Below are 23,309 nucleotides of genomic sequence, written 5' to 3'. Positions count from 1 at the left end.
ACGGCACCGGTCGGCGCTCGGCGTTCGCGCCGGGAACCCGGCCGAACCGCCGCACCATAGACCGCCGACGCAGGGGCGTAGCACCTCGATGAGCACCGCCGAAGAACCGAAGAAGAACCTGCTGGCGCACCTCGCCGCGCTGGCCCGCGACACCATCCCGCCGATGCACCCGGCAGGCCGCCCGTTCGTGCTCGGCGCCGCCATCGCGACCCTTCTGCTGCGCCGCCGCTGGCGCCCGGCGGGCGTGCTCGGCGGCATCGTCACCGCCTGGTGCGCGTGGTTCTTCCGCGAGCCCGCCCGCACCACGCCCAGCCGCGAGGGGCTCGCCGTCGCGCCCGCCGACGGCACGATCTCGCACATCGAGCCCGCGGCGCCGCCGGCCGAGCTCGGCCTCGGCGACGAGCCGATGACCCGCATCAGCGCCTTCCTGACGATCTTCGACGTGCACGTCCAGCGGATCCCGCTGAGCGGCAAGGTCGAGACCATCGCCTACCGGCCGGGCAAGTTCCTCTCCGCCGACCTGGACAAGGCCAGCGAGGACAACGAGCGCAACTCGATGGTCATCCGCACCGACGACGGCACCCAGGTCGCCGTGGTGCAGATCGCCGGCCTCGTGGCCCGCCGCATCGTCTGCTCCGTCTCCGAGGGCGACGTGCTGCAGGCCGGCAGCACCTACGGCCTGATCCGGTTCGGCTCCCGGGTGGACCTCTACGTGCCCACCGGCAGCCGGATCCTGGTCGAGCCCGGCCAGCGCACCATCGGCGGGGAGACCGCCCTCGCCGAGCTGCCTCGGGGGACGCATTCCTCATGAGCATGCACAGCGCCCCCGGCATCCGGCTGCTGCCCAACGCGATCACCGTGCTGGCGATGTGCGCCGGGCTGTCGGCGGTCCAGTTCGCGCTCAACGGCCAGCTCACCGGCGCGATCGCGGCCGTCGCCGTCGCGGCGGTGCTCGACGGCCTGGACGGGCGGATCGCGCGGCTGCTCGACGCCACCTCCAAGATGGGCGCCGAACTGGACTCGCTGTCGGACGCGATGTCCTTCGGCGTCGCCCCGGCGCTGACGCTGTACGCCTGGCAGCTGCAGGACAACCGCGTCGGCTGGGTGGTGTCGCTGATCTTCGCGGTGTGCATGGTGCTCCGGCTGGCGCGGTTCAACACGCTGCTCGACGACGCCGAGCAGCCGCCGTACGCCAAGGAGTTCTTCGTCGGGGTGCCCGCCCCGGCGGCTGGGCTGCTCGGGCTGCTCCCGATCGTCCTGACGGCGCACTTCGGCTACCTGGGCTGGTGGGCGAACCAGAACGTGGTGATGGTCTGGATGGTGCTGGTCGCGGCGCTGATGGTCAGCCGGGTGCCGACGCTGTCGCTGAAGACCGTGAAGGTGCCGCCGAGGGCGGCGGCACCGCTGCTGGTGCTGGTGGCGCTGCTGGCGGCGGGAATAATCATGTTCCCGCTGATCTCGCTGGCGATCGCCATGGTGATCTACCTCCTGCACATCCCGTACGCGGTCTACCGGCACAACTGGCTGGCCAAGCACCCGGAGGCGTGGAGCGCACCGCCGCGAGAGCGGCGCGCGATCCGCCGGCGCACCCAACGCCGGCTCGGCCTGCGGCCGCCGCTGCGCCGCAGCGTGGCGGGCGCCGCCAGGCGCGTCCGCCTACCGCGCCGCCACAGCCACCCGGACGGACCCCGCCGCAGCTGGCGACGCCTGGAGTTGCGGCGCAGCCGCAACGACGGCCCCCGCCGCTAACGCCCCACCCCCGAAAACCCGACCCACCCCCGAAAACCCGACCCACCCCCGAAGACCCAGCCCGCTCCCGAAGACCTGTCCCGCTCCCGGAGGCCCGGCCACTCCCGAAGGCCCGACCACTCCCGAAGGCCCGCTCCGGGATAGGAGGCCCGGCTCTGGGCGCGGCCCGGCCAGGGCGTGGCCAGGGCCCGGCGCGCGGGGTTCCTCCCGGCGGTGTTCCGCAATTTCAATGGAAATCGAAGGTCCGATTTCCATTGAAATTGCGGAAGTTGTCCACAGGCACCCCGGGTTGTCCACATCCTTCGGCATGTCCGGGGCACGACACACCGGTGGATCCGCAGTTTCAATTGAAACTGCGGATCCACGTTCCGCAGAGCGTTCCTCCGGGCCCCGCGCCGGGCGTTGCGCCGGGGGTTCCTCCGGGCCCTGCGTCGGGTGTTGCGCCGCGTGATTCGGCGGGCGTTGGGGGTCTCGGTGCCGGTTCTGCGTGGTTAAGCTCGCGGCGTGCCGTCGATAACGCTGACCGCTCGACTCTCCCCGTCCGCCAAGGACACCCGGCGCGGCGTCGTTCGCCTGCATCCCGAGGTGCTCGACGCCCTGGGGTTGCGGCCGTGGAACGCCGTGCAGCTGACCGGTGCTCGGGTCACCGTGGCGCTGGCCGCCGCGGCCGCCCCCGGCAGCCCGACCGGGGTGCTGCTGCTCGACGACGTGGCGTTGATGAACCTCGGCCTCACCGAGGGCGCCGAGGTGGGCGTCGCGCCCGTGCAGGTCGCCGCCGCGAAGCGGGTGAACATCGCGGGTTCGCAGCTCGCCCGCGCCACCGTCGCTCCCGAGACCGTGCGGATGGCGTTGACCGGCAAGGTCTTCGGGACCGGCGACACCGTGTCGCTGCTGCCCCAGGACGTCGCGCCGGCGACCACCGCGAACGCCGGCGAGGTGCGCCGGAAGCTCTCCACCGCCATCGGCATGACCTGGACCAACGAGCTGATCACCATCGCCTCCACCGAACCGCCCGGCGCGGTGGCCGTGCAACCGTCCACAGTGGTCGAATGGCGGGACGGCGCCGCACCGGCGGACTCCCCCACCGCGCCGGCCGCGCCGCAGCCGGCGCCGGTCGAACCGGCCGAGCACGCGGTCCCGGTCGCCGATCTGGTCGGTTCCCGCGACACGGCGAAGCGGCTCACCGAATGGCTGCGGCTGGCGTTCGAGCAGCCCGAGCTGCTGCGCCGCCTCGGCGCCGAACCGCACCTCGGCGTGCTGCTCAGCGGCCCGGCCGGCGTCGGCAAGGCCACCCTCGCCCGCGCCGTGACGAGCGCGATCGGCTCGGAGCTCGTCGAGGTCGCGGCGCCCAGCGTCGCGGCGCTCGAACCGCGCACCGCCGCCCAACGCCTCCAGGACGCGATCAACCGCGCCACCAGCACAACCGGCGACTGCGTACTGCTGCTGACCGACGTCGAGAGCCTCCTGCCGGGCACCGAACCGCCGCCGCTGGCGACCGTGGCGCTCGACGCGATCCGCGGCGCGATCGGCACCGACCGGCTCGCCGTGGTAGTCACCAGCTCGCAGCCGCAGGCGATCGACCCCAGGCTGCGGGAGCCGGGCCTGGTGGGCCGGGAGCTCACCCTCGGCCTGCCCGACGACGCCACCCGTGCGGATCTGCTGCGCGTGCTGCTGCGCAACGCGCCGCTGGCCGAGGACGTGCAGCTCGCCGAGGTCGCCGAGCGCGCTCCGGGGTTCGTCGTCGCCGACCTGGTGGCGCTGTGCCGGGAAGCGGCGGTCGGCGCGGCGTTGCGGCACCAGGACGACACCGCCGATCCCCGCATCCGGCAGCAGGACCTCCTCGACGCGCTGTCCTCGGTCCGCCCGATCTCGATGTCCACATCGGACAACCTGCAGACCGGCGGGCTGACGCTGGACGACGTCGGCGACATGACCGAGGTGAAGCAGGCCCTCACCGAAACGGTGCTCTGGCCGCTGCAGTACCCGGATTCGTTCACCCGGCTCGGCGTCGAGCCGCCGCGCGGCGTGCTGCTGTACGGGCCGCCGGGCTGCGGCAAAACGTTCCTGGTGCGCGCCCTGGCCGGCAGCGGGCGGCTGAACGTCCTCGTGGTCAAGGGCGCGGAGCTGATGGACAAGTGGGTCGGCGAATCCGAGCGGGCGGTCCGCGAGCTGTTCCTGCGGGCCGCCAACGCGGCCCCGACGCTGGTGTTCCTCGACGAGGTGGACGCGCTGGCGCCGCGCCGCGGCCAGTCCTCGGACTCCGGCGTGGCGGACCGGGTGGTCGCGGCGCTGCTGACCGAACTCGACGGCGTGGAGCCGATGCGCGACGTGGTCGTCCTCGGCGCGACGAACCGCCCCGAGCTGGTCGATCCGGCCCTGCTCCGCCCCGGACGCCTGGAGCGCCTCGTCTACGTCCCGCCGCCGGACGCGGAGGCCCGCGAGGCGATCCTGCGCGCGGCGGCGAAGAACACCCCCTTGGCGTCCGATGTGGACCTTGCCGCCCTGGCCGCCGAGCTGGACGGCTACTCCGCCGCCGACTGCGCGGGCCTGATCCGCGAGGCGGCCCTGACGGCGATGCGCGAATCCCTTTCGGCGGCGGAGGTTTCGGCCACGCACCTCGCGACGGCCCGGAAGGCGGTCCGGCCCTCCCTCGACCCGGCCCAGCTCGCGTCCCTGGAGGCCTACGCCACCAACCGCTCCTGACCGCGCGACTTCACGTCACCCAGGGCGGCGCGATTCCTCGCGAAACCGCGCCGTCCCCGGGTCACTTGGCGGCTACCGCGCCCTTGTAGTCGTTGGTGATGATGGCGATCAGGCCCGGCGTCGCGTCCTGGATGCCGTCGAAGCGGGCCTCGGCGCGCGCCCCGAAGTGGGCCGCCATGTCCTTCGCCTGCTGCTCCTCGACCGTGCCCGGCCGGAAGTAGATCGTCGTGGTGGGGATGCGCCCCGCCGAGTAGTTGCCGACCTCCGGAACCTCGTAACCGGCGCCCCGGAAGTCCTCCGCGGCGCGGTGCGCCAGCCCGCCGATGGTGCTGTTGTTGTAGACGCGCACCAGGATCTTGCCCGTCGCGTTGCCGGAACCGACCGGCACGTCCTGGTTCTGGTTGCCCTGCGGCGGCGCAGGAGGCGGAGTGTCCTGTGTGGCCGGTGGCGGCGCCACCGGCGGTGCGACCGGCGTCGTGCCGGCGGGCGGCACCGCGGAGGGCTCAGCTGGCGGGTTCTGCGCCAGCGAGGTGACCGGCGGGTTGTTGCCCGGTTCCGGGGGCAACGGTTGGGCCGTGTTCGACGTGCTACCGCCGGAAACCAGCGTGGTGATGCCGATGACGCCCGCGATCGCACCGACGCCGATCAGGCCGAAGCCGATGATCTTGGCCTTGGCCGGTCCGGTGGGTTCCCCTGAAGCCATCAGTGCAACTCGATTCCCAGTCGTTGGGCGGCCCGTGCGCGCTGCCGTCCCGCCCGTGCCTTGCGCAGCCGCTTGATCAGCATAGGGTCTGCCCGTTCGGCGACCGGACTGTCCAGCAACGCGTTCAGCAGTTGGTAGTACCGCGAGGGCGACATGTCGAACAGCTCGCGGACCGCGAGCTCCTTCTTCACGCCTTCCCGCTTCCACCACTGTGACTCGAAGGCCAGGATGCCCCGCTCCCGGACGGTGAGCTCGCCGTCCGGCGGTAAGGGCTGGGGCGGCACCGGCGGCGGTTCGACGATCCGCTCGATCGGCTGGGTGATCGGCTCGGCGAGGCGCAACCGCCGGCCGGGTGCCGGATCGGAATTCGGCTTCCGCTGTTGCAGGCGCGCCAGCTGCTCGCACTGACGAGCGATCTCCTGCGCGGTCAGCATTTGGGCGGCGTCCATCTGGCTCCTCGCCTCGCGATTCGGGACTTCCCGCGTTCGCTGGAATCACACAGCTGTGATTCCACCCCAATTACACCATGCCCGGAATCCCGGCGGGAGCGGATCACACCGGTGAGTACCGGCTCCAGAACACCCCGACTGCCCAAACCGCTAAAGTCCCGCTCATGGCTGTTCACCCGATCTGCGTCGTCGGCGACCCGGTGCTGCACAACCCCACGCGCCCGGTGGAGCACTTCGACGACGATCTGCGCACCCTCGTCGAGGACATGTTCGAGACGATGGCCGCCGCCAACGGTGTCGGGCTCGCGGCCAACCAGATCGGCGTCGACCTGCGGGTGTTCGTCTACGACTGCCCCGACGACGAGGGTGTCCAGCACCGCGGCGTGGTGGTCAACCCCGAGCTGACCACGTCCGAGATCCCGCAGAGCATGCCGGACCCGGACGACGACTGGGAGGGCTGCCTGTCGGTGCCCGGCGAGTCGTACCCGACCGGCCGGGCGAGCCGGGCGAAGGTCACCGGGTCCGATGTGGACGGAAAGCCGATCGAGGTCGAGGGGACCGGTTTCTTCGCCCGCTGCCTGCAGCACGAGACCGACCACCTGGACGGCCACCTCTACCTGGACCGCCTGATGGGCCGCCACGCCCGGGCGGCGAAGAAGATGGTCCGCCGCAACGGCTGGGGAATCCCGGGCCTGACTTGGGACCCGGCGGAATCCGGCGACCCCTTCGCCGAAGACGACGACTGATCAGAATTCCTTGGTTTCCAAGACCAGGCCGAACGGCTCGGGAATATCGATCGGGTCTCCGAAGGGAACGCTTTGGTGAGTCAGGTATCGCCCGCCGCACGGTTTTGAATGCAGGGACACGGCAGGCCCCTCCTCGCCGAACCGATCGATCAGCAAGTACAAGGGCACTTCGGCGTGGGCATATGCCCACAGCTTCTTCTTACGATCGTCATCCGCGTTGCCGATTGACGTAATCTCAGCGACCAACGCCGCCTTGCTCGCTGAAACCGAGCCCTCCTCATCAGGAACAGCATCTCGCGGAACGATCGCAATGTCCGGAACGCACAAGGTACGACGCATCGGAATCGCGATACCGAGCGTCTGGAAGATTCCCCATTCGTCCGAGACAGCGCGCAAAAATGCCCGGTGCACGAAGTGAGCGATCAGACTATGAGCAGTACCTGGCGGCGGCGTCATCTGAACCCTTCCTTCGATGATCTCCGCGCGCCACGCCTTGTTGGGAAGATCCAGCTTTTGCCAACTCTGGACAGCCTCCTCCCACGTGGCCGTCTCGATCGCCAAGGCAGCAGTCATAGCGCGATCACCTCTTGTATCGATGTCGTCACGCACCGTACTCACCGCCCCTGACAACGTTGTGATCGCCCTGGTCATGAGCCTAATGGCAAACCAGCCTGCCGTCATCGGGGTGAACCGGGGTTGGCAGCCCGCGGTCTCCCGGCTAGCCTCGGGCAGCGACAAATCAACACCGCGGGAGCTCGCACCAAGAGCGGGCTGAGAGGGCGGCTGGAGAACTCCGGGGCCGCCGACCGCATGAACCTGACCGGGTAATGCCGGCGTAGGGAGTGGATGGCAGTGGCCGACGTGCGTCCGAACGCGTCCGAAAGCGGAACCCAGATCACCACCGGGCCGATCAGCGGCTCGCGAAAGGTGTTCCGGAACACCGAATCCGGCCTGCAAGTGCCATTCCGCCGCATCGAGTTGACCAACGGCGAGCACCTCGACGTGTACGACACCTCCGGGCCGTACACCGACGAGAACGCCACCGTCGACGTCCACAGTGGACTTCATCGGATGCGGGCGGGGTGGACCGACGGGCGGGAGCACCGGACCCAGCTCGGCTGGGCCAGGGCCGGCGTGATCACGCGGGAGATGGAGTACATCGCCGTCCGCGAGGGCGTGTCGCCCGAGCTGGTCCGCGACGAGGTGGCCGCGGGCCGGGCCGTGATCCCGGCCAACCGCTGCCACCCGGAGAGCGAGCCGATGATCATCGGCAAGAAGTTCCTGGTGAAGGTCAACGCCAACATCGGCAACTCCGCGGTGACCTCCTCGGTCGAGGAGGAGGTGGAGAAGATGGTGTGGGCGACCCGCTGGGGCGGCGACACCGTCATGGACCTGTCCACCGGCAAGCGGATCCACGAGACCCGCGAGCGGATCCTGCGCAACTCGCCGGTGCCGATCGGCACCGTGCCGATCTACCAGGCGCTGGAGAAGGTCAACGGCGATCCGGCCGCGCTGACCTGGGAGATCTACCGCGACACCGTCATCGAGCAGTGCGAGCAGGGCGTGGACTACATGACCGTGCACGCCGGCGTGCTGCTGCGCTACGTGCCGCTGACCGCGAACCGGGTCACCGGCATCGTGTCCCGCGGCGGCTCGATCATGGCCGCGTGGTGCCTGGCGCACCACCGCGAGAGCTTCCTCTACACGCACTTCAGCGAGCTCTGCGAGATCCTGCGCGACTACGACGTCACGTTCTCCCTCGGCGACGGCCTGCGGCCGGGCTCCATCGCGGACGCCAACGACCGCGCGCAGTTCGCCGAGCTGGAGACCCTCGGCGAGCTCACGCACATCGCCCGCGAGCACGACGTGCAGGTGATGATCGAGGGCCCGGGCCACGTCCCGATGCACAAGATCGCCGAGAACGTGCGCCTGGAGGAGGAGCTCTGCGGCGAGGCGCCGTTCTACACGCTCGGGCCGCTGACCACCGACATCGCCCCCGCCTACGACCACATCACGTCCGGCATCGGCGCGGCGATGATCGCGCAGGCGGGCACCGCGATGCTCTGCTACGTCACGCCCAAGGAGCACCTGGGGCTGCCGAACCGGGACGACGTCAAGACCGGCGTGATCACCTACAAGATCGCCGCGCACGCCGCCGACCTGGCCAAGGGGCACCCGCGGGCGCAGGAACGGGACGACGCGCTGTCCAAGGCGCGGTTCGAGTTCCGCTGGACCGACCAGTTCAACCTGTCGCTGGACCCGGACACCGCGCGCGCCTTCCACGACGAGACGCTGCCCGCCGAACCGGCCAAGACGGCGCACTTCTGCTCCATGTGCGGGCCGAAGTTCTGCTCGATGAAGATCACCCAGGACGTCCGGAAGTTCGCCGCGGAACGCGGCCTGACCAGCGTCGAGGCGATCGAGGCCGGGATGCGGGAGAAGTCCGGCGAGTTCGCCGGGGCCGGCGGCAAGGTCTACCTCCCGCTGGCCGACTGACCCCGGGCAGGTTGTCCACATCCTCCGGCGTGTCGTGGCCCGACACGCCGGAGGACCGCAATTTCCATTGAAATCGAAGGTCCAATTTCCATTGAAATCGCGTTCCCGGCCGGTCCGCGCCTGGGAAGATCGGGCGGAGCGGGGCCGTAACATGAAGTGGATGCACGAGATCTCGGCCGGGCACGAACGTCGGCCCGCGAACAACACCGCTCCCCCGACCGCGCTGACCATCGCCGGGTCGGACTCCGGCGGCAGCGCCGGGATGCACGCGGACCTGCGCACCTTCTTCGCCTGCGGCGTGCACGGCATGACCGCGGTCACCGCCGTGACGGTGCAGAACACCGTCGGCGTCACCGGGCTGGTCGAGATCCCGCCGGAGACCGTCGCCGCGCAGGTCGACGCGGTCGCCTCGGACATCGGCGTGGACGCGGCCAAGACCGGGGTGCTCGCCTCGGCCGCCACCATCGAGGCCGTGCTGGACGTCTGCGACGAGCACGGCATCGGCCGCGGCGGTCGCACGCCGTTCGTCGTGGACCCGGTCGCCGCCTCCCGCAGCGGCGAGCCGCTGCTGCGCCCGGACGCGCTGGACGCCCTGCGCCACAAGGCCTTCCCGCGCGCGACGCTGGTCACGCCGAACCTCGACGAGGTGCGGCTGCTGACCGGCATCGACGCGCGCACCCGCGCGGACCTGCTGGACGCCGCGAAGGCCGTCTTCGACTTCGGCCCGCAGTGGGTGCTGATCAAGAGCGGCCACCTGGCCGACGACCCGGAGTGCATCGACCTGCTCTTCGACGGCAACGAGGCGATCCCGCTGCCCGGCCCCCGCTACGCGACGGTGCACACCCACGGCGCCGGCGACGTGTTCGCCTCGGCGATCACGGCCGCCCTGGCGAAGGGCGCTTCGATGCCGGACGCGGTGCGCAGCGGCAAGCGGTTCGTCACGCGCAGCGTGTCGGACGCCTACCCGCTCGGCGCCGGGGTCGGGCCGGTGTCGACGTTCTGGCGCATCAGCCCCCGGTCCATCTGAACCCCCCAACCGAGCCCCTAATAGAGTGATTTTCGTCCCGGATCTGTAACCCGAATGGCGTGCCCGATCGACACAGGGGTTGAGAAGCGCGTAATTCCCGAGATCGTGGGCCAGCGGCGGCCCGCGGTCCGCTGCGCGCTGCGCGCACGACGACGACAGGGGTTTGCAACAGCGTGGCTAAATCGGTGTGGACGCGAGTGCGGGGACTGCTGGCCACCGAGGCCGGGGCGCCGGATCCCCGGCAGCGCCAGTACGCGGTGCTGGTGCTCGTCGCCGTGGTGGCCGGCACCGCCATCGGCTGGATCTTCGGCCTGCAGACCCCGGCGCTGATCGCCGGCCTGACCGCGGTGCTCGCGCTGATCGCCACCGGCGGCCAGTCGCTGCGCTCTGACCTGCAGCGGTTCGTCTGGTTCACCCCGGCGCTGGTGCTCGTGATGACCGTCGGCCCGCTGCTGAGCAACATCCCGGTGCTGGCCGGGCTCGCCGTGGCGGTGGTGGTCTTCGGCGCCGGCATGCTGCCCGCGCTGGGCGAGCACTACCGCATCGGCGGGCAAACCTTCGCCGCGGCGACGCTGGTGTCCACCACCACCGGCATCGGTTCCGACCAGCCGGTGCTGGTGCTGCTGGCGGCGAGCGCCGCGGGCGCGGCGTTCGCGCTGGTGCTGCGGGTGATCATCGGCCTCGGCGATCCGACCAGGGCCACCCGCGTGGCGGTCGCCCGCACGCTGCTCGAACCCGGGCCGGGCGTGGTCGAATCCGCCGCCGCCGCGTGGCGAGCCGACGGGTCCAGCACCTGGCTCGGTCAGGTGCTCGCCGGGGCGGCCCGCTTCCGCGCGGCTCGGGAGACCCTGCTCGTGCAGGCCCAGCAGAGCGACCGGGCCGAAGCCGCGCGCCTGGAGCAGATCGTCGCGGAGGCCGACCAGGTCGCCGCCGAGCTCGCCCGGGCGGTGCGCTCCCGCGCCTGCACCGGACTGCCCGCGGCGGCCCGCCGCGACCCGGCGCTGGCGGTCGTGGCGCGCGGCGGACGGCAAGACCTGCCGGACGCGGTGCAGGGCCTCAACCAGGGGCTGGACCGGATCCGCGGTGCCGTGGTGCGGCGCGTCGAGACGCCGCTGCCGCCGCCGGCTCCCGGAGCGCGCCGCGAACGCGTGCTGGGCGCGATCCGCGCACACCTCTCGTTCCGCTCGTCGCTGTTCCGGCACGCGCTGCGCTGCACCCTCGCCGTCGCCTTCGGCATGGTGATCGTCCTGCTGCTGCGCGACCCTTCGGCGTCGAGCTTGCTGCTCGCGCTCTACGTGGTGCTGCAGCCTGCGGCCCGCGACAGCATGACCGGCGCGCTGGAGCGCACCGGCGGCGCGGTGCTGGGCGTGACCGCGCTGGCCGTGCTGATCACCCTGCTGCCCGGGGCGTTCTTGCTGGTGCCGCTGGTGATCGGCGGCATGCTGCTGAGCATGCCGCGGCTGCGCACCGACTACCAGGCTCTGCTCGGTTGCCTGATCGTCGTGACCGTCGTCGACCAGGCGATGCGGCTGGACCGGCCGCTGGTGAACGTGGGGATCAGCTTCGCGGCGAACACGGCGGTCGGCGCGGCGATCGCGCTGAGCGTCGGCTACGTCAGCTACCTGGTGCTGCCCAGCAGCATCCTGCCCGATGTGCGCGGCGCGGTGCGGTCGACGGTGTGGGCGGTGTCCGAGCTGCTGCGCAGCGTGCGGGCGGCCGGGCAGGGCGTCGATCTGCCCGCGGCGCTGCAGGCCGCGAACGTGCTCGCGCTGCGGCGCACCCAGGACCTGCTGGGCATGCCCGCGCTGCTCGACGGGACCGGCGAGGAGACCGACGACGACCGGGCGACGCGCGCGGCGGCGATCGCGCTCGACGCGTTGCGCCAGGACGTCGCGACGCTCGCGTTCCGGCCGGAGTCCGAGCAGGCGATCGCGGTGCCGGCGCTGCGCGCGGTGGACGACCTGCTGGGCGGCAAGCCGACCGCGAAGATCCCGGACGTGCCCGAGGGCAGTGCCCCGGCGACGGAGCTGCTGGCGAGCTCTCTGGTGGAGAACGCCCTGCACGCCCGCCAGGCGATCGACCGGACCTTCGGTTACGACAACCCGTGGAAGAGCTACACGATCAGCTTCGTCCGCCCCGAACGCCTCCACATCCGCTGACCTCTCCGGCGAGCACCGAAGCCGGAAAGGTTCGCGGTGCGGCGTTTTCGCGCGAGAACGGCGCACGGAACGAGTTCCCGAACGGCCTGCAGAGGCGTTGCTCAGGGCCGTCAGCGTTGCCGGCGGTTCCCTCCTGCGGGGGAGGAATCTCCAGCCGCAGCGGGAGTTCTTCGCAGCGGGACGTGCTTATCGTCGCTCGCATGGTTGATTCTGATGTGCCGCGGCGCTGGCCTGCTTCAGCGGTGGCGGTGCTGCTCTTCGGTTATGCCGCGGGGAAGGCCGTTTTCGCGTCGCAGGGCCGACTCGGATTCCCGGGCGGGCCGACCGTGCCGGAGGCCGTCCAAGAGGGCTACTTCATGGATGCCGCCGGTGCGCAGTGGCTGGCCAGCGCGACCGGGATCGTGGGCGCCTGCGTGGCCCTCGCGACGGTGACTCCGCTGGGGCGTCGCGTGCCCAGGTCGTTGATGCTGCTGGTGCTGGCCGGGATGCTGCTGGCCGTCGGCGCCGGCGCGGCGATCATGATCGTGGACGGCTTCATCGGCATCGGCGTGGGCTGGCAGTGGTACCACGGGGTCCTCGGGATCGTCCTCATCGGACTGCTCGTGGCGATGATCCGGTCCTACGCGGAGGCGACGAAGCATGTCGTGGGCTGACCGGGCACGTGTCGGCGCCTACGGGGCGGCGACCTGCGCCGCGGCCTACGGGTCGATGAAGCTGGCGCAGGCGCTGGGGGCCAATGCGCTGGCCGACAAGGACCCGCTGCGGCCGGACCTGCGCGAACGGTTGCTCGCCCGCGATCCATTGTTCGTGGCGAGCCACTGGGTGCTGGCCGCTGCCGCGGTGGTCGGCATCATCGTCGCGCTGGCCACCACCCGGCCCTGGCGCGCGCCCCTCCCGCGCCGGCTGCTGCTGACGATCGCCTGGACGCTCGGGATCCTCATGATCGTCCGGTCGATCGGGCCGCTGGGCATCGGCTTCGTCTCGGACGCGTTGGTGCTCACCGGGATCGACGTGCCGCCGCCCGAGCACGCCGCTCTGGCCCGCGACCTGGCGCTCTGGGACCTGCTGTTGTGGTCGCCGTTCTTCCTGCTCTGGGGCGCGTGCTGGACGCTGGCCGGCCGGCGGCTGGGCCGGGACCGCCCGGCCCCGACGGTCCACTGAGGACTCGTCGGGGCGGTCGGCTCACTCCAGGGGACGGCCGGGGCTGGATGCCTGCGCCCAGAAGCGCTTGGGGATCCGGCCCGCCAGGGCCGCGAGGCGGCCTCCCTCGACCGCCGCCCGCATCGCGGCCGCCATGCGCTCCGGGTCCTGGGCCCGGGTGACCGCCGTGGCCAGCAGCACCGCCGAGCAGCCGAGCTCCATCGCCAGCGCCGCGTCCGAGGCCGTGCCGATGCCCGCGTCCAGCACGATCGGCACCGACGCGCGGGAGACGATCATCTCGATGTTGTGCGGGTTCCGGATGCCCAGGCCGGTGCCGATCGGCGAGCCGAGCGGCATCACCGCGGCGCAGCCGGTCTCCTCCAGCTTCAGCGCCAGCACCGGGTCGTCGTTGGTGTAGGCCAGCACCACGAAGCCCTGGTCGACCAGCTGTTCCGCGGCGTCGAGCAGCTCCACCGGGTCGGGCAGCAGGGTGTCCTCGTCGGCGACGACCTCCAGCTTGACCCAGTTCGTCTCCAGCGCCTCCCGCGCCAGCTGCGCGGTCAGCACGGCCTCCGCCGCGGTCCGGCAGCCCGCCGTGTTCGGCAGCGCTTCGATGCCGAGCTTGCGCAGCAGGTCGAGCACCCCGGTGCCGCCGCCGGCGTCGGCGCGGCGCATCGCCACGGTCGTCAGCTCGGTTCCGGACACGATCAGCGCGCGCTCCAGGACCGCGAGGTTCGTCGCCCCTCCGGTCCCGGTGATCAGCCGCGAACCGAACTCGCGGCCGGCGATCACCAACGGGTCGTCCATGACTCTCCTAACAACGGGTCCACCGAATCCGGGTAGCGCGGGATCCGGCGTGCTTCTGTTGCCCTGCAAGGGGATTCGGGCCAGAGGGGCGTCAGCCGCCCTGCACTGCGGTGAGGACCTCGATCGCGGCATCGGGGCGCAGCGCGGTCCCCGGCCACAGGGCGCGCGGCACCACGGCGCCGTCCAGCGCCACGGCCACGCCCCGCTCGGGCACCCCGAACTCCCGCAGCACCGCCGCGAGCGTTGCGTCGGCGGCGACCTGCCGGGTCTCCCCGTTGATCACGACGTGCACTGGTGTCCTCCCCATCGGCTCGGATCGGCGGCCTTGATCTCGACGGCGGGTTCCTCGTCGCGCAGCAGCGCGAGCACCGCCTCGACCGTCACCGGGGCGAGCAGGAAGCCGCCGCGGTGGTGCCCGGTGGCCGCCAGGACACCGGGTTCCAGCCAGCCGAGCACCGGCAGGTTGTCGTCGGTGCTCGGGCGCAGCCCGGCCGCGGCCTCGACCAGCTGGTATTCGGCGATGCCCGGCATCAGCCGCTCGGCGTCGGCGATCAGGTCCCGCACCCCGCCCACGGTGACCTCGGTGTCGAACCCCACCTCGTACTGGGTGGCGCCGAGCACCAAGCCGCCGTCGTCGCGCGGCACCAGGTAGGTCTGCCGACCGCGCACCGGGCCGCGGATCGTCCGGCTCGGCGGCGGCAACGCCGTGCTCCGCGCGCGCAGGCGGAGGATTTCGCCCTTCACCGGCCGGATCCGGTCCCGCAGCGCAGGATGCAGCGCGCCCGAATGCACGCCCGCCGAGATCACCGCGACATCGCAGTCCACAGTGGAATCTTCGAGCTCCACCGCGCCGGGCCGGACGCGCTTCGCGTTCGCCGCGACGAACTCGACGCCCGCCGCGGTCGCGGCCGCGCGCAACGCGGCCAGCGCGAGGCGGTTGTCGACCGCGAGATCGCCCGGCACTTCGAGCCCGCCGCGCACCGCCGGGCCCAGCGACGGTTCGAGCCGCCGCACCTCCCGGCCGGTCAGGCGGGTGACGGCGCGGCCGAGCCGCGCGAGGTACTCAACCAGGTTGTCGAGCTCCGCGCGGTCCGCGCTGTCGACGCCGACGACCAGGGTTCCCTCGCGGCGCAGCCCCGACGGCAGGCCCGAGGCCCGGGCGAGTTCGTCGGCGAACTCCGGCCAGAGCCGCAGCGACGCCGCGCCCAGCTCCAGCAGTTCCTCCTCGCCGGGCCACGCCTCGGCGAGCGGCGCCAGCATTCCGCCGGCCACGTTCGAAGCCCCGGACGCCGGTTCGGCGTCGACGAGTTGCACATGATGCCCGGCGGCGGCTGCGCGCCACGCCACGGACATGCCGATCACGCCGCCGCCTACGACGACGACGCGTTTGTTCCGTTCTTCAGACACTCCACGCTCCCTGCGCCGGCATGACCCGGATCAGGTTCGACGGTCGGGGCCAACGCCCCCTCTCAGCCCGGCAACCGGGCTCCCGTGCTCACCGCCAACCACCGTACCCGGCGAGGATCGCCACGTCGTTACCTGTCTTGAACTCACTTTGCGTAACGGTGCAGGTAGCGGAACCTCAGACGCCGCCTGGACTGTGGGAGCCCCGACTTACGTATGACCAATACGCGGCATCGGGGCTGTCCTCGCCAGACGACGCCTGAGAACCCGCGGCGGTGCGGGTTGCGAGGGTGGGCTAAGCGGCTCCGTCGCTTCAAAGACAGTGCGGATGAGCAACTTTCACAAATTTCGGGCACCGGGTGGGAACGCACGCCCGTGCTCGCGTTCACGCGGTCCGGCGGCGGCGTCGCGGGAGGCTACCCTGTGGGGCATGCCTGGATTTGACGGCTTCGGCATCCGCGCTCGCCTCGACGAGGCGCGGCTGTACCTGTGCACCGACGCGCGCGCCGAGCGCGGTGATCTCGCGGAGTTCGCGGACGCCGCCTTGGCCGGCGGGGTCGACATCATCCAGCTGCGGGACAAGAACCCGAACGGCGCCCCGCTGGAGGCCCGCCACGAGCTGGCGGCGCTGGAGGTGCTTGCCGAGGCGTGCCTGCGGCACGGCGCGCTGCTCGCGGTCAACGACCGCGCCGATGTCGCGATGGCCGCCGAGGCCGACATCCTGCACCTCGGGCAGGACGACCTGCCGGTGGAGATCGCCCGGCGCATCGTCGGCGAGCACGTCGCGATCGGCCGGTCGACGCACGACGTGGTGCAGGCGGACGCCGCCGCGATCGAGGCCGGCGTGGACTACTTCTGCACCGGCCCGGTGTGGACGACGCCGACCAAGCCGGGCCGCTCGGCGGCCGGGCTTGAGCTGGTGGAGCACGCCGCGGAGCACCGCGGCCACGGTCGGCCGTGGTTCGCGATCGGCGGCATCGGCCCGGACAACCTGGACCAAGCCCTCAAGGCCGGCGCGGAGCGGGTCGTCGTGGTCCGCGCGATCACGGAGGCCGAGGACCCGCGCGCCGCGGCCCGCGAGCTCCGTGACCGCCTGCCGTAACGCTCGGCGGCTGAGCGATTTCGCACGAAATCGCCCTCCCCGGACGCGACGCGGCCCCCGGCCGGGTGCCGGGGGCCGGTCTGGTGGCGCTTACTGGGTGAGCAGGGTCAAGCCGTAGGCCTGCAGGATCTCGTTCACCGGCTGGAAGTAGGTCGTGCCGCCGGAGCTGCAGTTGCCCGAACCGCCGGAGGTCACGCCCTGGGCCTGGCTACCGGACAGCCAGGAGCCGCCCGAGTCGCCGGGCTCGGCGCAGACGTCGGTGCGGGTCAGGCCGGTCACCGTGCCCTGCGGGTACTGCACGGTCTGGTTCTTGGCCTGCACCGAACCGCAGTGCCAGCCAGTGGTGGAGCCGGAGCGGCAGATGGACGCGCCCACGGCGGACTCGGTGGAGCCCGCGACGCCGACGGTGGTGCCGTTGTACCGGTTCACCAGCGGGCGCGGGGTGTCGGCGGAGCCGACCCGGACCCAGCCGTAGTCGTTGCCCGGGAACGACGAGCCCTCGAACTGGCCGGTGGGCTGCGAGGTGGAGTCGCCGACGCTGCCGCAGTGCCCGGCGGTCACGAATCCGCCCTGCACCGAGAATCCGACGGAGCAGCGGGAGCCACTGCCGATGTAGTAGGCGTTGCCGCCGATGACATCGGCGTAGGTGCGGGGGTTCTCCAGCGATTCGGTTACGCGCACCGCTTCCGTGATGACCCCGGAGGTGTGCACGAACCGCGCCGCGTCGGGGGCGGTGCCCGGCCTGGTGGTGACGACGACGGAGTTCACCTTGCCGTCGACGTACCAGCCGGAGACGCCCTTCGGGGCGATCGAGCTGCGCAGATTGAGGCCTTCGACGACCCCGTTGAGCTGCTCGATGCTGTAGATGACGAGCTTCGGCTCGGCGCCGGCCGCGCGCACCTCGTCGAAGCGGGCCTGGTCGGTGACGCCGACGACGAGCTTGCCGAGCGCCGGGTCGAAGTAGGACCCGCCGTAGGTGCTGCCCAGCGCGCCGCTCAGCCGCTCGTCGGCCTGGGCCGCAGCGGCTTCCTGGTCGAGGCGCTGGAGGGCCTGGTCCCGGTCCAGGCCGAAGTCGCGCTGCATCGCGTCGAGCAGGGTCGCCCCTTCTGCCGCGGGCGGCGCGGTTTCGGTCGCGGTGGCGGGCATGGTCAACGCGGCCACCGTTCCCGCCGCCAACATCACGGTCCCGGCCACCCGGGCCGCGAGTCTGCGCTTCATCTGATGTCTCCCTCTTCGTGAGCTGGATCTCATCGCCCCGTCGCCGATCCAGTATCAGAGGAGAACATCAGTCCCACATCCGCCTTTCGCCCCATTCGCCCAAAACGCCTCCTGCGCAACTCGATTGAGCTAGCGCAGGAGGCGTTCGGCCTGGATTTCCTATCCCCCAGAAGAAGACTGACGCGGCTCGCCGGTTTCGAGGGGCACCTCGAAGCGGCCCGACTCCGGCGCCTGGCTGGGCCGTTCGGCCGTGGTCGGCGCCTGCGTCGGCTGCTCCCGGGTGGGCGTCGGGGTTTCCGCGGTCGGCTGCACCGTCGGCTGCTGCGTCGGCGTCACCTCGGTCGTCGGCTGCGGCTGCTGGGTCGGGGTCTCCTGCGGCTTCGTCGGCTCGGCCGGGACGCTGGGCGCGCGCTGCTCGTCGCGCTGCAGCACCTGACCGAGCGTGGTGCCGCTGTCACCGCCGGAGAGCGGTTTTCCCGTCACTCCTTCGAATCCGGTGACGATCAGCATGCTCAGCGTGAACACCGCGGCGCAGCTCGCGGCCACCATCGCCCACCGGACGTGGCGCTTGCGCCGGTCGGCGGCCGGCTTCGCGGGCGCGACGACCTCGGTCGCCTCCCCCGCCTCGGCCACGTTCAGCATGCGGGTCGCCGCGTCGGTGTCGATCTTCGCCGTGCGGTCCTCGTCCACGACGGTTTCCCCGCCCGGCCAATGCATTCCGGGCGTCAGGCGGATCCGCCGCGTCATCCCGACGGTATCGTCCTTTGTGGACACATAGCGCGCGACGGTGGTCCGCCGGAGCTTCAGCACCGAGGCCTTCGCGGCGGCGTGCACCGCCTTCTCCTTCGCGCTGTCGAACGACCGCTGGTAGAGCGCCCCGCCCACGGTGATCACCACGCTCGTCAGCGCGGCACCGATCAAGGTGCCCGCCACGCCGAGCCGGGACCCCAGGAAGGCCGCCGTCACCGAGGCCAGCGCCGCGCCCGCAACCTGGGTCGGTGCCACGTCGATCTTCTTGGACTTCTTGGCCTCCTCGCCCGGCTCCTGCTCGTCCGACTCCTCTTGCCGCTTGACCTCTTCCTGCCTGCCCATCGCTCCCACGCTCTTGAACGCACTCTCCCTGAACGGTCCAACGGGCGAACACGAGCGTTTTCTCCAGATCGTTGCCGAACCGTGAGGACTCCCACTTCGCGTAACGCGGCCGGCAACGACGAAGGGCACCCCGATCCGGGATGCTCTTCCTCATGTCTTTGCTCTTTGAAGCGGCGCAGCCGCTTAGCCCACCCTCGCAACTCGCACCGCCGCGGGTTCTCAGACGTCGCCTGGCGAGGACAGCCCCGGTGCCGCGTATTTGGTCATACGCAAGTCGGGGCTCCCACAGTCCAGGCGGCGTTTGAGGTTCCGCCACCCGCACCGGTACGCAAGGCGAGTCTGGAAACAGGTTTCTCGGGCTCAGTTGGGTGGGTTGAGGCGGGCGACGAACTTGTAGCGGTCGCCCCGGTAGATCGAGCGGACCCACTCGACCGGGCGTCCCTCGGTGTCGAAGGAGTGCCGGGACAGCAGCAGCATCGGGAGGCCGACGTCGGAGCCGAGGAGTTCCGCCTCCTCCGGGCTGGCCAGCGCGGTCTCGATGGTCTCCTCCGCGTGCCCCAGCTCGACCTCGAAGCTCTCGCGGAGCACCTGGTAGAGCGAGCCGCCGGACTCCAGCCGGGTGGTCAGCCCGCGGAACCGGGTCAGCGGCAGGTGGGTGGTCTCGATGGCCATCGGCTCGCCGTCGGCCAGCCGCAGCCGGCGCAGGCGCAGCACGGTCGAACTCGGCTTGGTCCCGAGCAGCTCGGCCAGCTCCTCCGCGGCCGGTTCCTCGACGACCTCCAGCAGCCGGGAGGTGGGCTGGCGGCCCTGGGCGCGCATGTCCTCGGTGTAGCTGCTCAGCTGCAGCCGCTGGGCGACCTTCGGCTTCGCCGCGAAGGTGCCCTTGCCCTGCACCCGCAGCAGCCGGCCCTCCACGGTCAGCTCGGCCAGCGCTTGGCGCACGGTGGTGCGCGAGACGTCGAACTCGGCGGCCAGCGAGCGTTCGGTAGGAATCGGCGCACCGGGCGGCAGGGACCGGAGCATGTCCAACAGGTGCTGCTTGAGCCCCCAGTACTTCGGTTCGCGTTGTGCGCGTCCGGGCGAGTCCGCCCCACCGGACACGGACGTTTCGAGCATCGTTCCTCCTACCACCGCAACCTTGCCGCCGTTGTTCCGCTCCCCGAGGCGTCGAGTCGCCGGCCTGCCGAGTCCTGATACCTCAGCATGCCCGAAAGTCGGCCGCCCGAACGCCGGCGGCGGCGACGTGCTGCCGCGACGAGCCGGCGCCCGAAGATCAAGCCAGCCTTATGCGTGCCTGAACAGTAGCGCCGAAAAGTCTTGACATCGCGTGCCCCGCACCACAATCTTCATCGCATTGGTCTACACCAAAGATATGCGGGTGCCCGGCCCCGATGGCGAGCACCCGCGGCTCCGCGCCGGCGCGGAGGAAGGGGCGAATGTTGAAGACCTGGAAGGCGTTCGCGGCGGCCGCCGCGCTGTCGTTGACCCTCGCTGGTTGCGGCGGCGGAACCAGCGCGAGCGACAACAAGCTGACCGTCTGGCTGATGGACGGCTCGGCGCCCGACGTACTGATCGAAGAGCTCAACAAGGAATTCGAGCAGAGCCACCCGGGCATGAAGGTGGACTACCAGATCCAGCAGTGGAACGGCATCCAGGATCGCCTGACCACCGCTCTGACCAGCAACGACCCGCCGGACGTGATCGAGCTCGGGAACAGCCAGACCGCGCAGTTCTCCTCCGAGGGCACGCTGCTGGACCTCACCGCCGACGCCGACGGCATGGGCAAGTCGCAGTGGGTACCCGCGCTGGCCGAGTCGCGCGTGGGAGGGCAAGCAGTACGCCGTGCCGTTCTACGCCGCCAACCGCGTCGTCGTCTACAACAAGGAACTGTTCCAGCAGGCGGGCATCACACAGCTGCCGACCAACCGCGACGAGCTGCTCGCCACGATCACCAAGCTGGAGCAGACCCACGGCGCGGACCCCGACTTCCAGTCGCTCTACCTGCCGGGCCAGTCCTGGTACGCGCTGCTGTCCTTCATCTGGGACTCCGGCGGTGACATCGCGACCGGCCAGGGCTCGGAGTACAAGGGCGCGCTGGACACCGCGCAGACCCGCGAGGGCGTCGAGTACTACCAGCAGCTGGTCAAGACGTCGGCCACGTCCGCCCCGGCCGACACCGACGAGGCCGAGCCGCAGCAGGCCGAGGTGTACGCCAAGGGCAAGGTCGCGATGATGATCGCGCTGCCGTGGGAGGTGCAGACCGCCGCGAAGACCAACCCGGCGATCGCCGGGCTGTCCGGCGCCTTCCCGATCCCGTCGAAGTTCCCGGGCAAGACCGCGCCGGTGTTCCTCGGCGGCTCCAACCTGGCGATCCCGGGCGGGAGCGCCGACGCCGCCGCCGCCAAGGACTGGCTGAAGCTGCTGACCAGCCAGAAGTACCAGACCAAGCTCGCCGACAGCGGCGTCGTGCCGGGCGCCTCGCAGGACACCAGCGCGCTGGAGAAGAACCCGGTCAGCGCCGCGATGGCCATCGCATCGAAGGACGGCAAGGTGCCGCCGCCGGTGCCGCAGTGGGCGGCCATCGAGTCCGGGCAGAACCCGCTCAAGGACATGATGACGGCCGTGCTGACCGGCCAGAAGTCGGTCGTCGACGCCACCTTGGAGGCGAACGACAAGATCACCCGATTGCTGGCGGCGAACAACTGATCATGACCGCTACGCACACCCGCCCGGCGCCGGGCACCGCGGGTTCGCCCGTGGTGCCCGGCGCTCGGCGCCGCCCGCGAGTCCGGGAAGCGATGCCGTACCTGCTGCTCGCTCCCGCGGTGCTCGCGCTGATCGCACTGCTCGGCTGGCCCGCGGTGAACGTGGTCGTGACCAGCTTCCGCAAGCTCGACCTCGGCGAGCTCACGCGTGGCGAGTTCACCTGGATCGGCTTCGACAACTACGCGCAGATCCTCGGCAACCCCGAGTTCTGGACCGTCACGCTCCGGACCGTGGTGTTCACATCGTCCATCGTGGCGGCCACCGTGCTGACGGCACTGCTGCTGGCGCTGCTGATGAAGCACGTGCCGGTGGTTCCGCGAGTGGTGCTGCAGGTCAGCCTGCTGCTCGCGTGGGCAATGCCGCAGCTGGCCGCGACCACGGTGTTCCAGTGGATCTTCGACCAGCAGTACGGGATCCTGAACAAGACGCTGGTGCTGCTCGGCTTCGACTCCTTCGCCGGGCACTCCTGGTTCGCCACCGGCGCGAGCACGCTGACCGTGGTCGGCATCCTGATCACCTGGCAGGCCGTGCCGTTCGTGGCGATGACGCTGTACGCCGCGCTGCTCGGGGTGCCCAAGGACCTCTACGAATCGGCCGGGATCGACGGCGCCAGCGGCTGGCAGACGTTCACCGCGATCACCTGGCCGCAGCTCAAGCCGGTGCTGATGATCGTGACGTTCCTGTCGGTGCTGTGGGACTTCAAGGTGTTCTCGCAGGTGTGGGCGATGCGCGAGGGCGGCCCGAGCGGCGGGAGCACGACGCTGCCGGTCATGCAGTACCTCGAAGGCATCGCGGGCAAGCACTTCGGCGCCGCCGCCGCGGTCAGCGTGCTGATGGTCCTCGTGCTCGTCGTGGTCTGCGCCCAGTACCTGCGCCTGTTGCTGCGTTCTCAGGAGGTGGAGCTGTGAGGATCCGCCGGATCGGGCTGTCCGCGCTGGCGCTGGCCATCGCGGTGATCTTCGTGTTCCCGACGTACTGGATGTTCGCCAGCTCGTTCAAGCCGCGCGGCGAAGTGCTGTCGACGTCCTACGACCTGGTGCCGAGCGCGGTCACGCTGCAGAACTACGCGACCGCGCTGTTCGGCTCGGACTTCCTGCGCTACCTGGGCAACAGCCTGCTGGTCACGCTCACCGCGGTGGCGTGCTCGCTGGTCGCGGGCACCCTGGCGGCGCTGGCGATGAGCCGGTTCCGGTTCCGCGGCCGCAAGGGCTTCCTGATGCTGGTGCTGGTCGCGCAGATGGTGCCGTTCGAGGCGCTGATGGTGCCGATGTTCCTGTTCATGCGGGATCTCGGGCTGCTGAACAAGCTGCCGTCGCTGATCCTGGTCTACTGGGTCACGACGCTGCCGTTCACCATCTGGTCGCTGCGCGGCTTCATCGACGGGATCCCGATGGACCTGGAGGAGGCCGCCATGGTGGACGGCTGCGGGCGGGCCGAGGCGTTCCGCCGCGTCACGCTGCCGCTGCTGGGACCGGGCCTGGTGGCCACCTCGGTGTTCGCGTTCATCACCGCGTGGAACGAGTTCCTGTACGCGCTGATCTTCATGCGTTCCCAGGACCTCCAGACGCTGCCGGTGTTCCTGCAGAGCTTCCAGAACGCGTTCGGCACCGACTGGGGCGCCACGATGGCCTCCGCGACCCTGTTCACGCTGCCCGTCCTGGTGTTCTTCCTGGCGGTTCAGCGGAAGATGGTGTCGGGCGTCACTGCGGGCGCCGTCAAGGGCTGAGTAAGATTGGTCTAGACCTAAA

Annotated in this window: 22 protein-coding genes, 2 pseudogenes and 2 riboswitches; of the genes and pseudogenes, 14 read left to right on the top strand and 10 right to left on the bottom strand. The window is 71.0% G+C overall.

The features are described from left to right. The first annotated feature begins 88 nt into the window (after window positions 1-88). The 3 genes from AC07FN_RS21580 (at window position 89) to AC07FN_RS21570 (ending at window position 4,452) form a co-directional block, all read left to right on the top strand. Window positions 89-811, top strand: coding sequence for a phosphatidylserine decarboxylase (locus AC07FN_RS21580; protein ID WP_478397200.1), 723 nt, complete (start codon window positions 89-91; stop codon window positions 809-811). After that, window positions 808-1,749, top strand: coding sequence for a CDP-diacylglycerol--serine O-phosphatidyltransferase (gene pssA, locus AC07FN_RS21575; protein ID WP_358580612.1), 942 nt, complete (start codon window positions 808-810; stop codon window positions 1,747-1,749). The genes AC07FN_RS21580 and pssA overlap by 4 nt, the downstream gene beginning before the upstream one ends. A gap of 504 nt (window positions 1,750-2,253) precedes the next feature. After that, window positions 2,254-4,452 carry an AAA family ATPase gene (locus AC07FN_RS21570; protein WP_478397199.1) on the top strand — a complete coding sequence of 733 codons (2,199 nt, stop codon included), beginning with the start codon at window positions 2,254-2,256 and terminating at the stop codon, window positions 4,450-4,452. 61 nt (window positions 4,453-4,513) lie between these two features. Here AC07FN_RS21570 and AC07FN_RS21565 read toward each other — a convergent pair whose 3' ends face one another. Together AC07FN_RS21565 and AC07FN_RS21560 are read right to left on the bottom strand one after the other, a co-directional pair. Further along, window positions 4,514-5,155: a LytR C-terminal domain-containing protein gene (locus AC07FN_RS21565; RefSeq protein ID WP_478397198.1), complete on the bottom strand. Its 642-nt coding sequence runs from the start codon at window positions 5,153-5,155 to the stop codon at window positions 4,514-4,516. Then, window positions 5,155-5,604, bottom strand: coding sequence for a DUF3263 domain-containing protein (locus AC07FN_RS21560; protein ID WP_452616910.1), 450 nt, complete (start codon window positions 5,602-5,604; stop codon window positions 5,155-5,157). The genes AC07FN_RS21565 and AC07FN_RS21560 overlap by 1 nt, the downstream gene beginning before the upstream one ends. Before the next feature lie 164 nt (window positions 5,605-5,768). On the opposite strand from AC07FN_RS21560, the gene AC07FN_RS21555 reads away from it, so the two are divergent. Then, window positions 5,769-6,350 (top strand): peptide deformylase, encoded by a 582-nt coding sequence (locus AC07FN_RS21555; protein ID WP_478397197.1) that lies wholly within the window; start codon window positions 5,769-5,771, stop codon window positions 6,348-6,350. On the opposite strand, the gene AC07FN_RS21550 is transcribed toward AC07FN_RS21555, so the two are convergent. Continuing rightward, complete coding sequence (locus tag AC07FN_RS21550; RefSeq protein WP_478397196.1) at window positions 6,351-6,959, bottom strand: Uma2 family endonuclease; 609 nt, start codon at window positions 6,957-6,959, stop codon at window positions 6,351-6,353. A 128-nt stretch (window positions 6,960-7,087) separates the two neighbouring features. Beyond that, a riboswitch (TPP riboswitch) is annotated at window positions 7,088-7,209 on the top strand. Here AC07FN_RS21550 and thiC point away from each other — a divergent pair. The 5 genes from thiC (at window position 7,203) to AC07FN_RS21525 (ending at window position 13,193) form a co-directional block, all read left to right on the top strand. Continuing rightward, window positions 7,203-8,846 carry a phosphomethylpyrimidine synthase ThiC gene (thiC, locus tag AC07FN_RS21545; protein ID WP_478397195.1) on the top strand — a complete coding sequence of 548 codons (1,644 nt, stop codon included), beginning with the start codon at window positions 7,203-7,205 and terminating at the stop codon, window positions 8,844-8,846. It overlaps the preceding riboswitch by 7 nt. Window positions 8,847-9,006: 160 nt before the next feature. Beyond that, window positions 9,007-9,873, top strand: coding sequence for a bifunctional hydroxymethylpyrimidine kinase/phosphomethylpyrimidine kinase (thiD, locus tag AC07FN_RS21540; protein ID WP_478397194.1), 867 nt, complete (start codon window positions 9,007-9,009; stop codon window positions 9,871-9,873). A gap of 173 nt (window positions 9,874-10,046) precedes the next feature. Further along, window positions 10,047-12,032: an FUSC family protein gene (locus AC07FN_RS21535; RefSeq protein ID WP_478397193.1), complete on the top strand. Its 1,986-nt coding sequence runs from the start codon at window positions 10,047-10,049 to the stop codon at window positions 12,030-12,032. 200 nt (window positions 12,033-12,232) lie between these two features. Next, window positions 12,233-12,685 carry a hypothetical protein gene (locus tag AC07FN_RS21530; RefSeq protein WP_478397192.1) on the top strand — a complete coding sequence of 151 codons (453 nt, stop codon included), beginning with the start codon at window positions 12,233-12,235 and terminating at the stop codon, window positions 12,683-12,685. Then, complete coding sequence (locus tag AC07FN_RS21525; RefSeq protein ID WP_478397191.1) at window positions 12,672-13,193, top strand: DUF3995 domain-containing protein; 522 nt, start codon at window positions 12,672-12,674, stop codon at window positions 13,191-13,193. Before AC07FN_RS21530 ends, AC07FN_RS21525 begins: the two co-directional genes overlap by 14 nt. A gap of 21 nt (window positions 13,194-13,214) precedes the next feature. Here the strand turns inward: AC07FN_RS21525 and thiG are convergent, their stop codons facing one another. The 3 genes and pseudogenes from thiG to thiO form a co-directional block, all read right to left on the bottom strand. Continuing rightward, a complete protein-coding gene (gene thiG, locus AC07FN_RS21520) occupies window positions 13,215-13,979 on the bottom strand; it encodes a thiazole synthase (RefSeq protein WP_478397190.1) in 765 nt (254 codons plus the stop codon). Window positions 13,980-14,070: 91 nt separating this feature from the next. Next, a complete protein-coding gene (gene thiS, locus AC07FN_RS21515; RefSeq protein WP_358566952.1) occupies window positions 14,071-14,271 on the bottom strand; it encodes a sulfur carrier protein ThiS in 201 nt (66 codons plus the stop codon). Further along, window positions 14,259-15,389: pseudogene (thiO, locus tag AC07FN_RS21510) on the bottom strand (glycine oxidase ThiO); the annotation flags it as partial. The pseudogene thiO and the gene thiS, both read right to left, overlap by 13 nt. After that, window positions 15,377-15,482: riboswitch (TPP riboswitch) on the bottom strand. It overlaps the preceding pseudogene by 13 nt. 331 nt (window positions 15,483-15,813) lie before the next feature. Between thiO and thiE the strand changes: the two are divergent. After that, window positions 15,814-16,485, top strand: coding sequence for a thiamine phosphate synthase (gene thiE, locus AC07FN_RS21505; protein WP_478397189.1), 672 nt, complete (start codon window positions 15,814-15,816; stop codon window positions 16,483-16,485). Window positions 16,486-16,575: 90 nt separating this feature from the next. Here thiE and AC07FN_RS21500 read toward each other — a convergent pair whose 3' ends face one another. The 4 genes from AC07FN_RS21500 to AC07FN_RS21485 form a co-directional block, all read right to left on the bottom strand. Continuing rightward, a complete protein-coding gene (locus AC07FN_RS21500; protein WP_478397188.1) occupies window positions 16,576-17,703 on the bottom strand; it encodes a S1 family peptidase in 1,128 nt (375 codons plus the stop codon). Between the two features lie 159 nt (window positions 17,704-17,862). Beyond that, on the bottom strand, window positions 17,863-18,795 hold the full coding sequence (locus AC07FN_RS21495) for a hypothetical protein (RefSeq protein WP_478397187.1): 933 nt from the start codon (window positions 18,793-18,795) through the stop codon (window positions 17,863-17,865). A 360-nt stretch (window positions 18,796-19,155) separates the two neighbouring features. Beyond that, window positions 19,156-19,911 (bottom strand): GntR family transcriptional regulator, encoded by a 756-nt coding sequence (locus tag AC07FN_RS21490; protein WP_093268739.1) that lies wholly within the window; start codon window positions 19,909-19,911, stop codon window positions 19,156-19,158. Window positions 19,912-20,068: 157 nt separating this feature from the next. Beyond that, a complete protein-coding gene (locus AC07FN_RS21485) occupies window positions 20,069-20,380 on the bottom strand; it encodes a hypothetical protein (RefSeq protein ID WP_478397216.1) in 312 nt (103 codons plus the stop codon). Between AC07FN_RS21485 and AC07FN_RS21480 the strand changes: the two are divergent. The 4 genes and pseudogenes from AC07FN_RS21480 to AC07FN_RS21465 all read left to right on the top strand — a co-directional run. Beyond that, a pseudogene (locus AC07FN_RS21480) lies at window positions 20,340-20,531 on the top strand (extracellular solute-binding protein); the annotation flags it as partial. The gene AC07FN_RS21485 and the pseudogene AC07FN_RS21480 sit on opposite strands and share 41 nt — an antisense overlap. Before the next feature lie 106 nt (window positions 20,532-20,637). After that, window positions 20,638-21,501, top strand: coding sequence for an extracellular solute-binding protein (locus AC07FN_RS21475; protein WP_478397186.1), 864 nt, complete (start codon window positions 20,638-20,640; stop codon window positions 21,499-21,501). A gap of 2 nt (window positions 21,502-21,503) precedes the next feature. Beyond that, window positions 21,504-22,469 carry a carbohydrate ABC transporter permease gene (locus AC07FN_RS21470; RefSeq protein ID WP_408013607.1) on the top strand — a complete coding sequence of 322 codons (966 nt, stop codon included), beginning with the start codon at window positions 21,504-21,506 and terminating at the stop codon, window positions 22,467-22,469. After that, a complete protein-coding gene (locus AC07FN_RS21465) occupies window positions 22,466-23,287 on the top strand; it encodes a carbohydrate ABC transporter permease (RefSeq protein WP_132487115.1) in 822 nt (273 codons plus the stop codon). The genes AC07FN_RS21470 and AC07FN_RS21465 overlap by 4 nt, the downstream gene beginning before the upstream one ends. Window positions 23,288-23,309 lie beyond the last annotated feature (22 nt).

It is taken from the genome of Saccharopolyspora sp. NPDC045941 (assembly GCF_056431445.1).
Note: the sequence above shows the minus strand (reverse complement) of the source record. Positions and strands in the feature narration are given on the sequence as shown.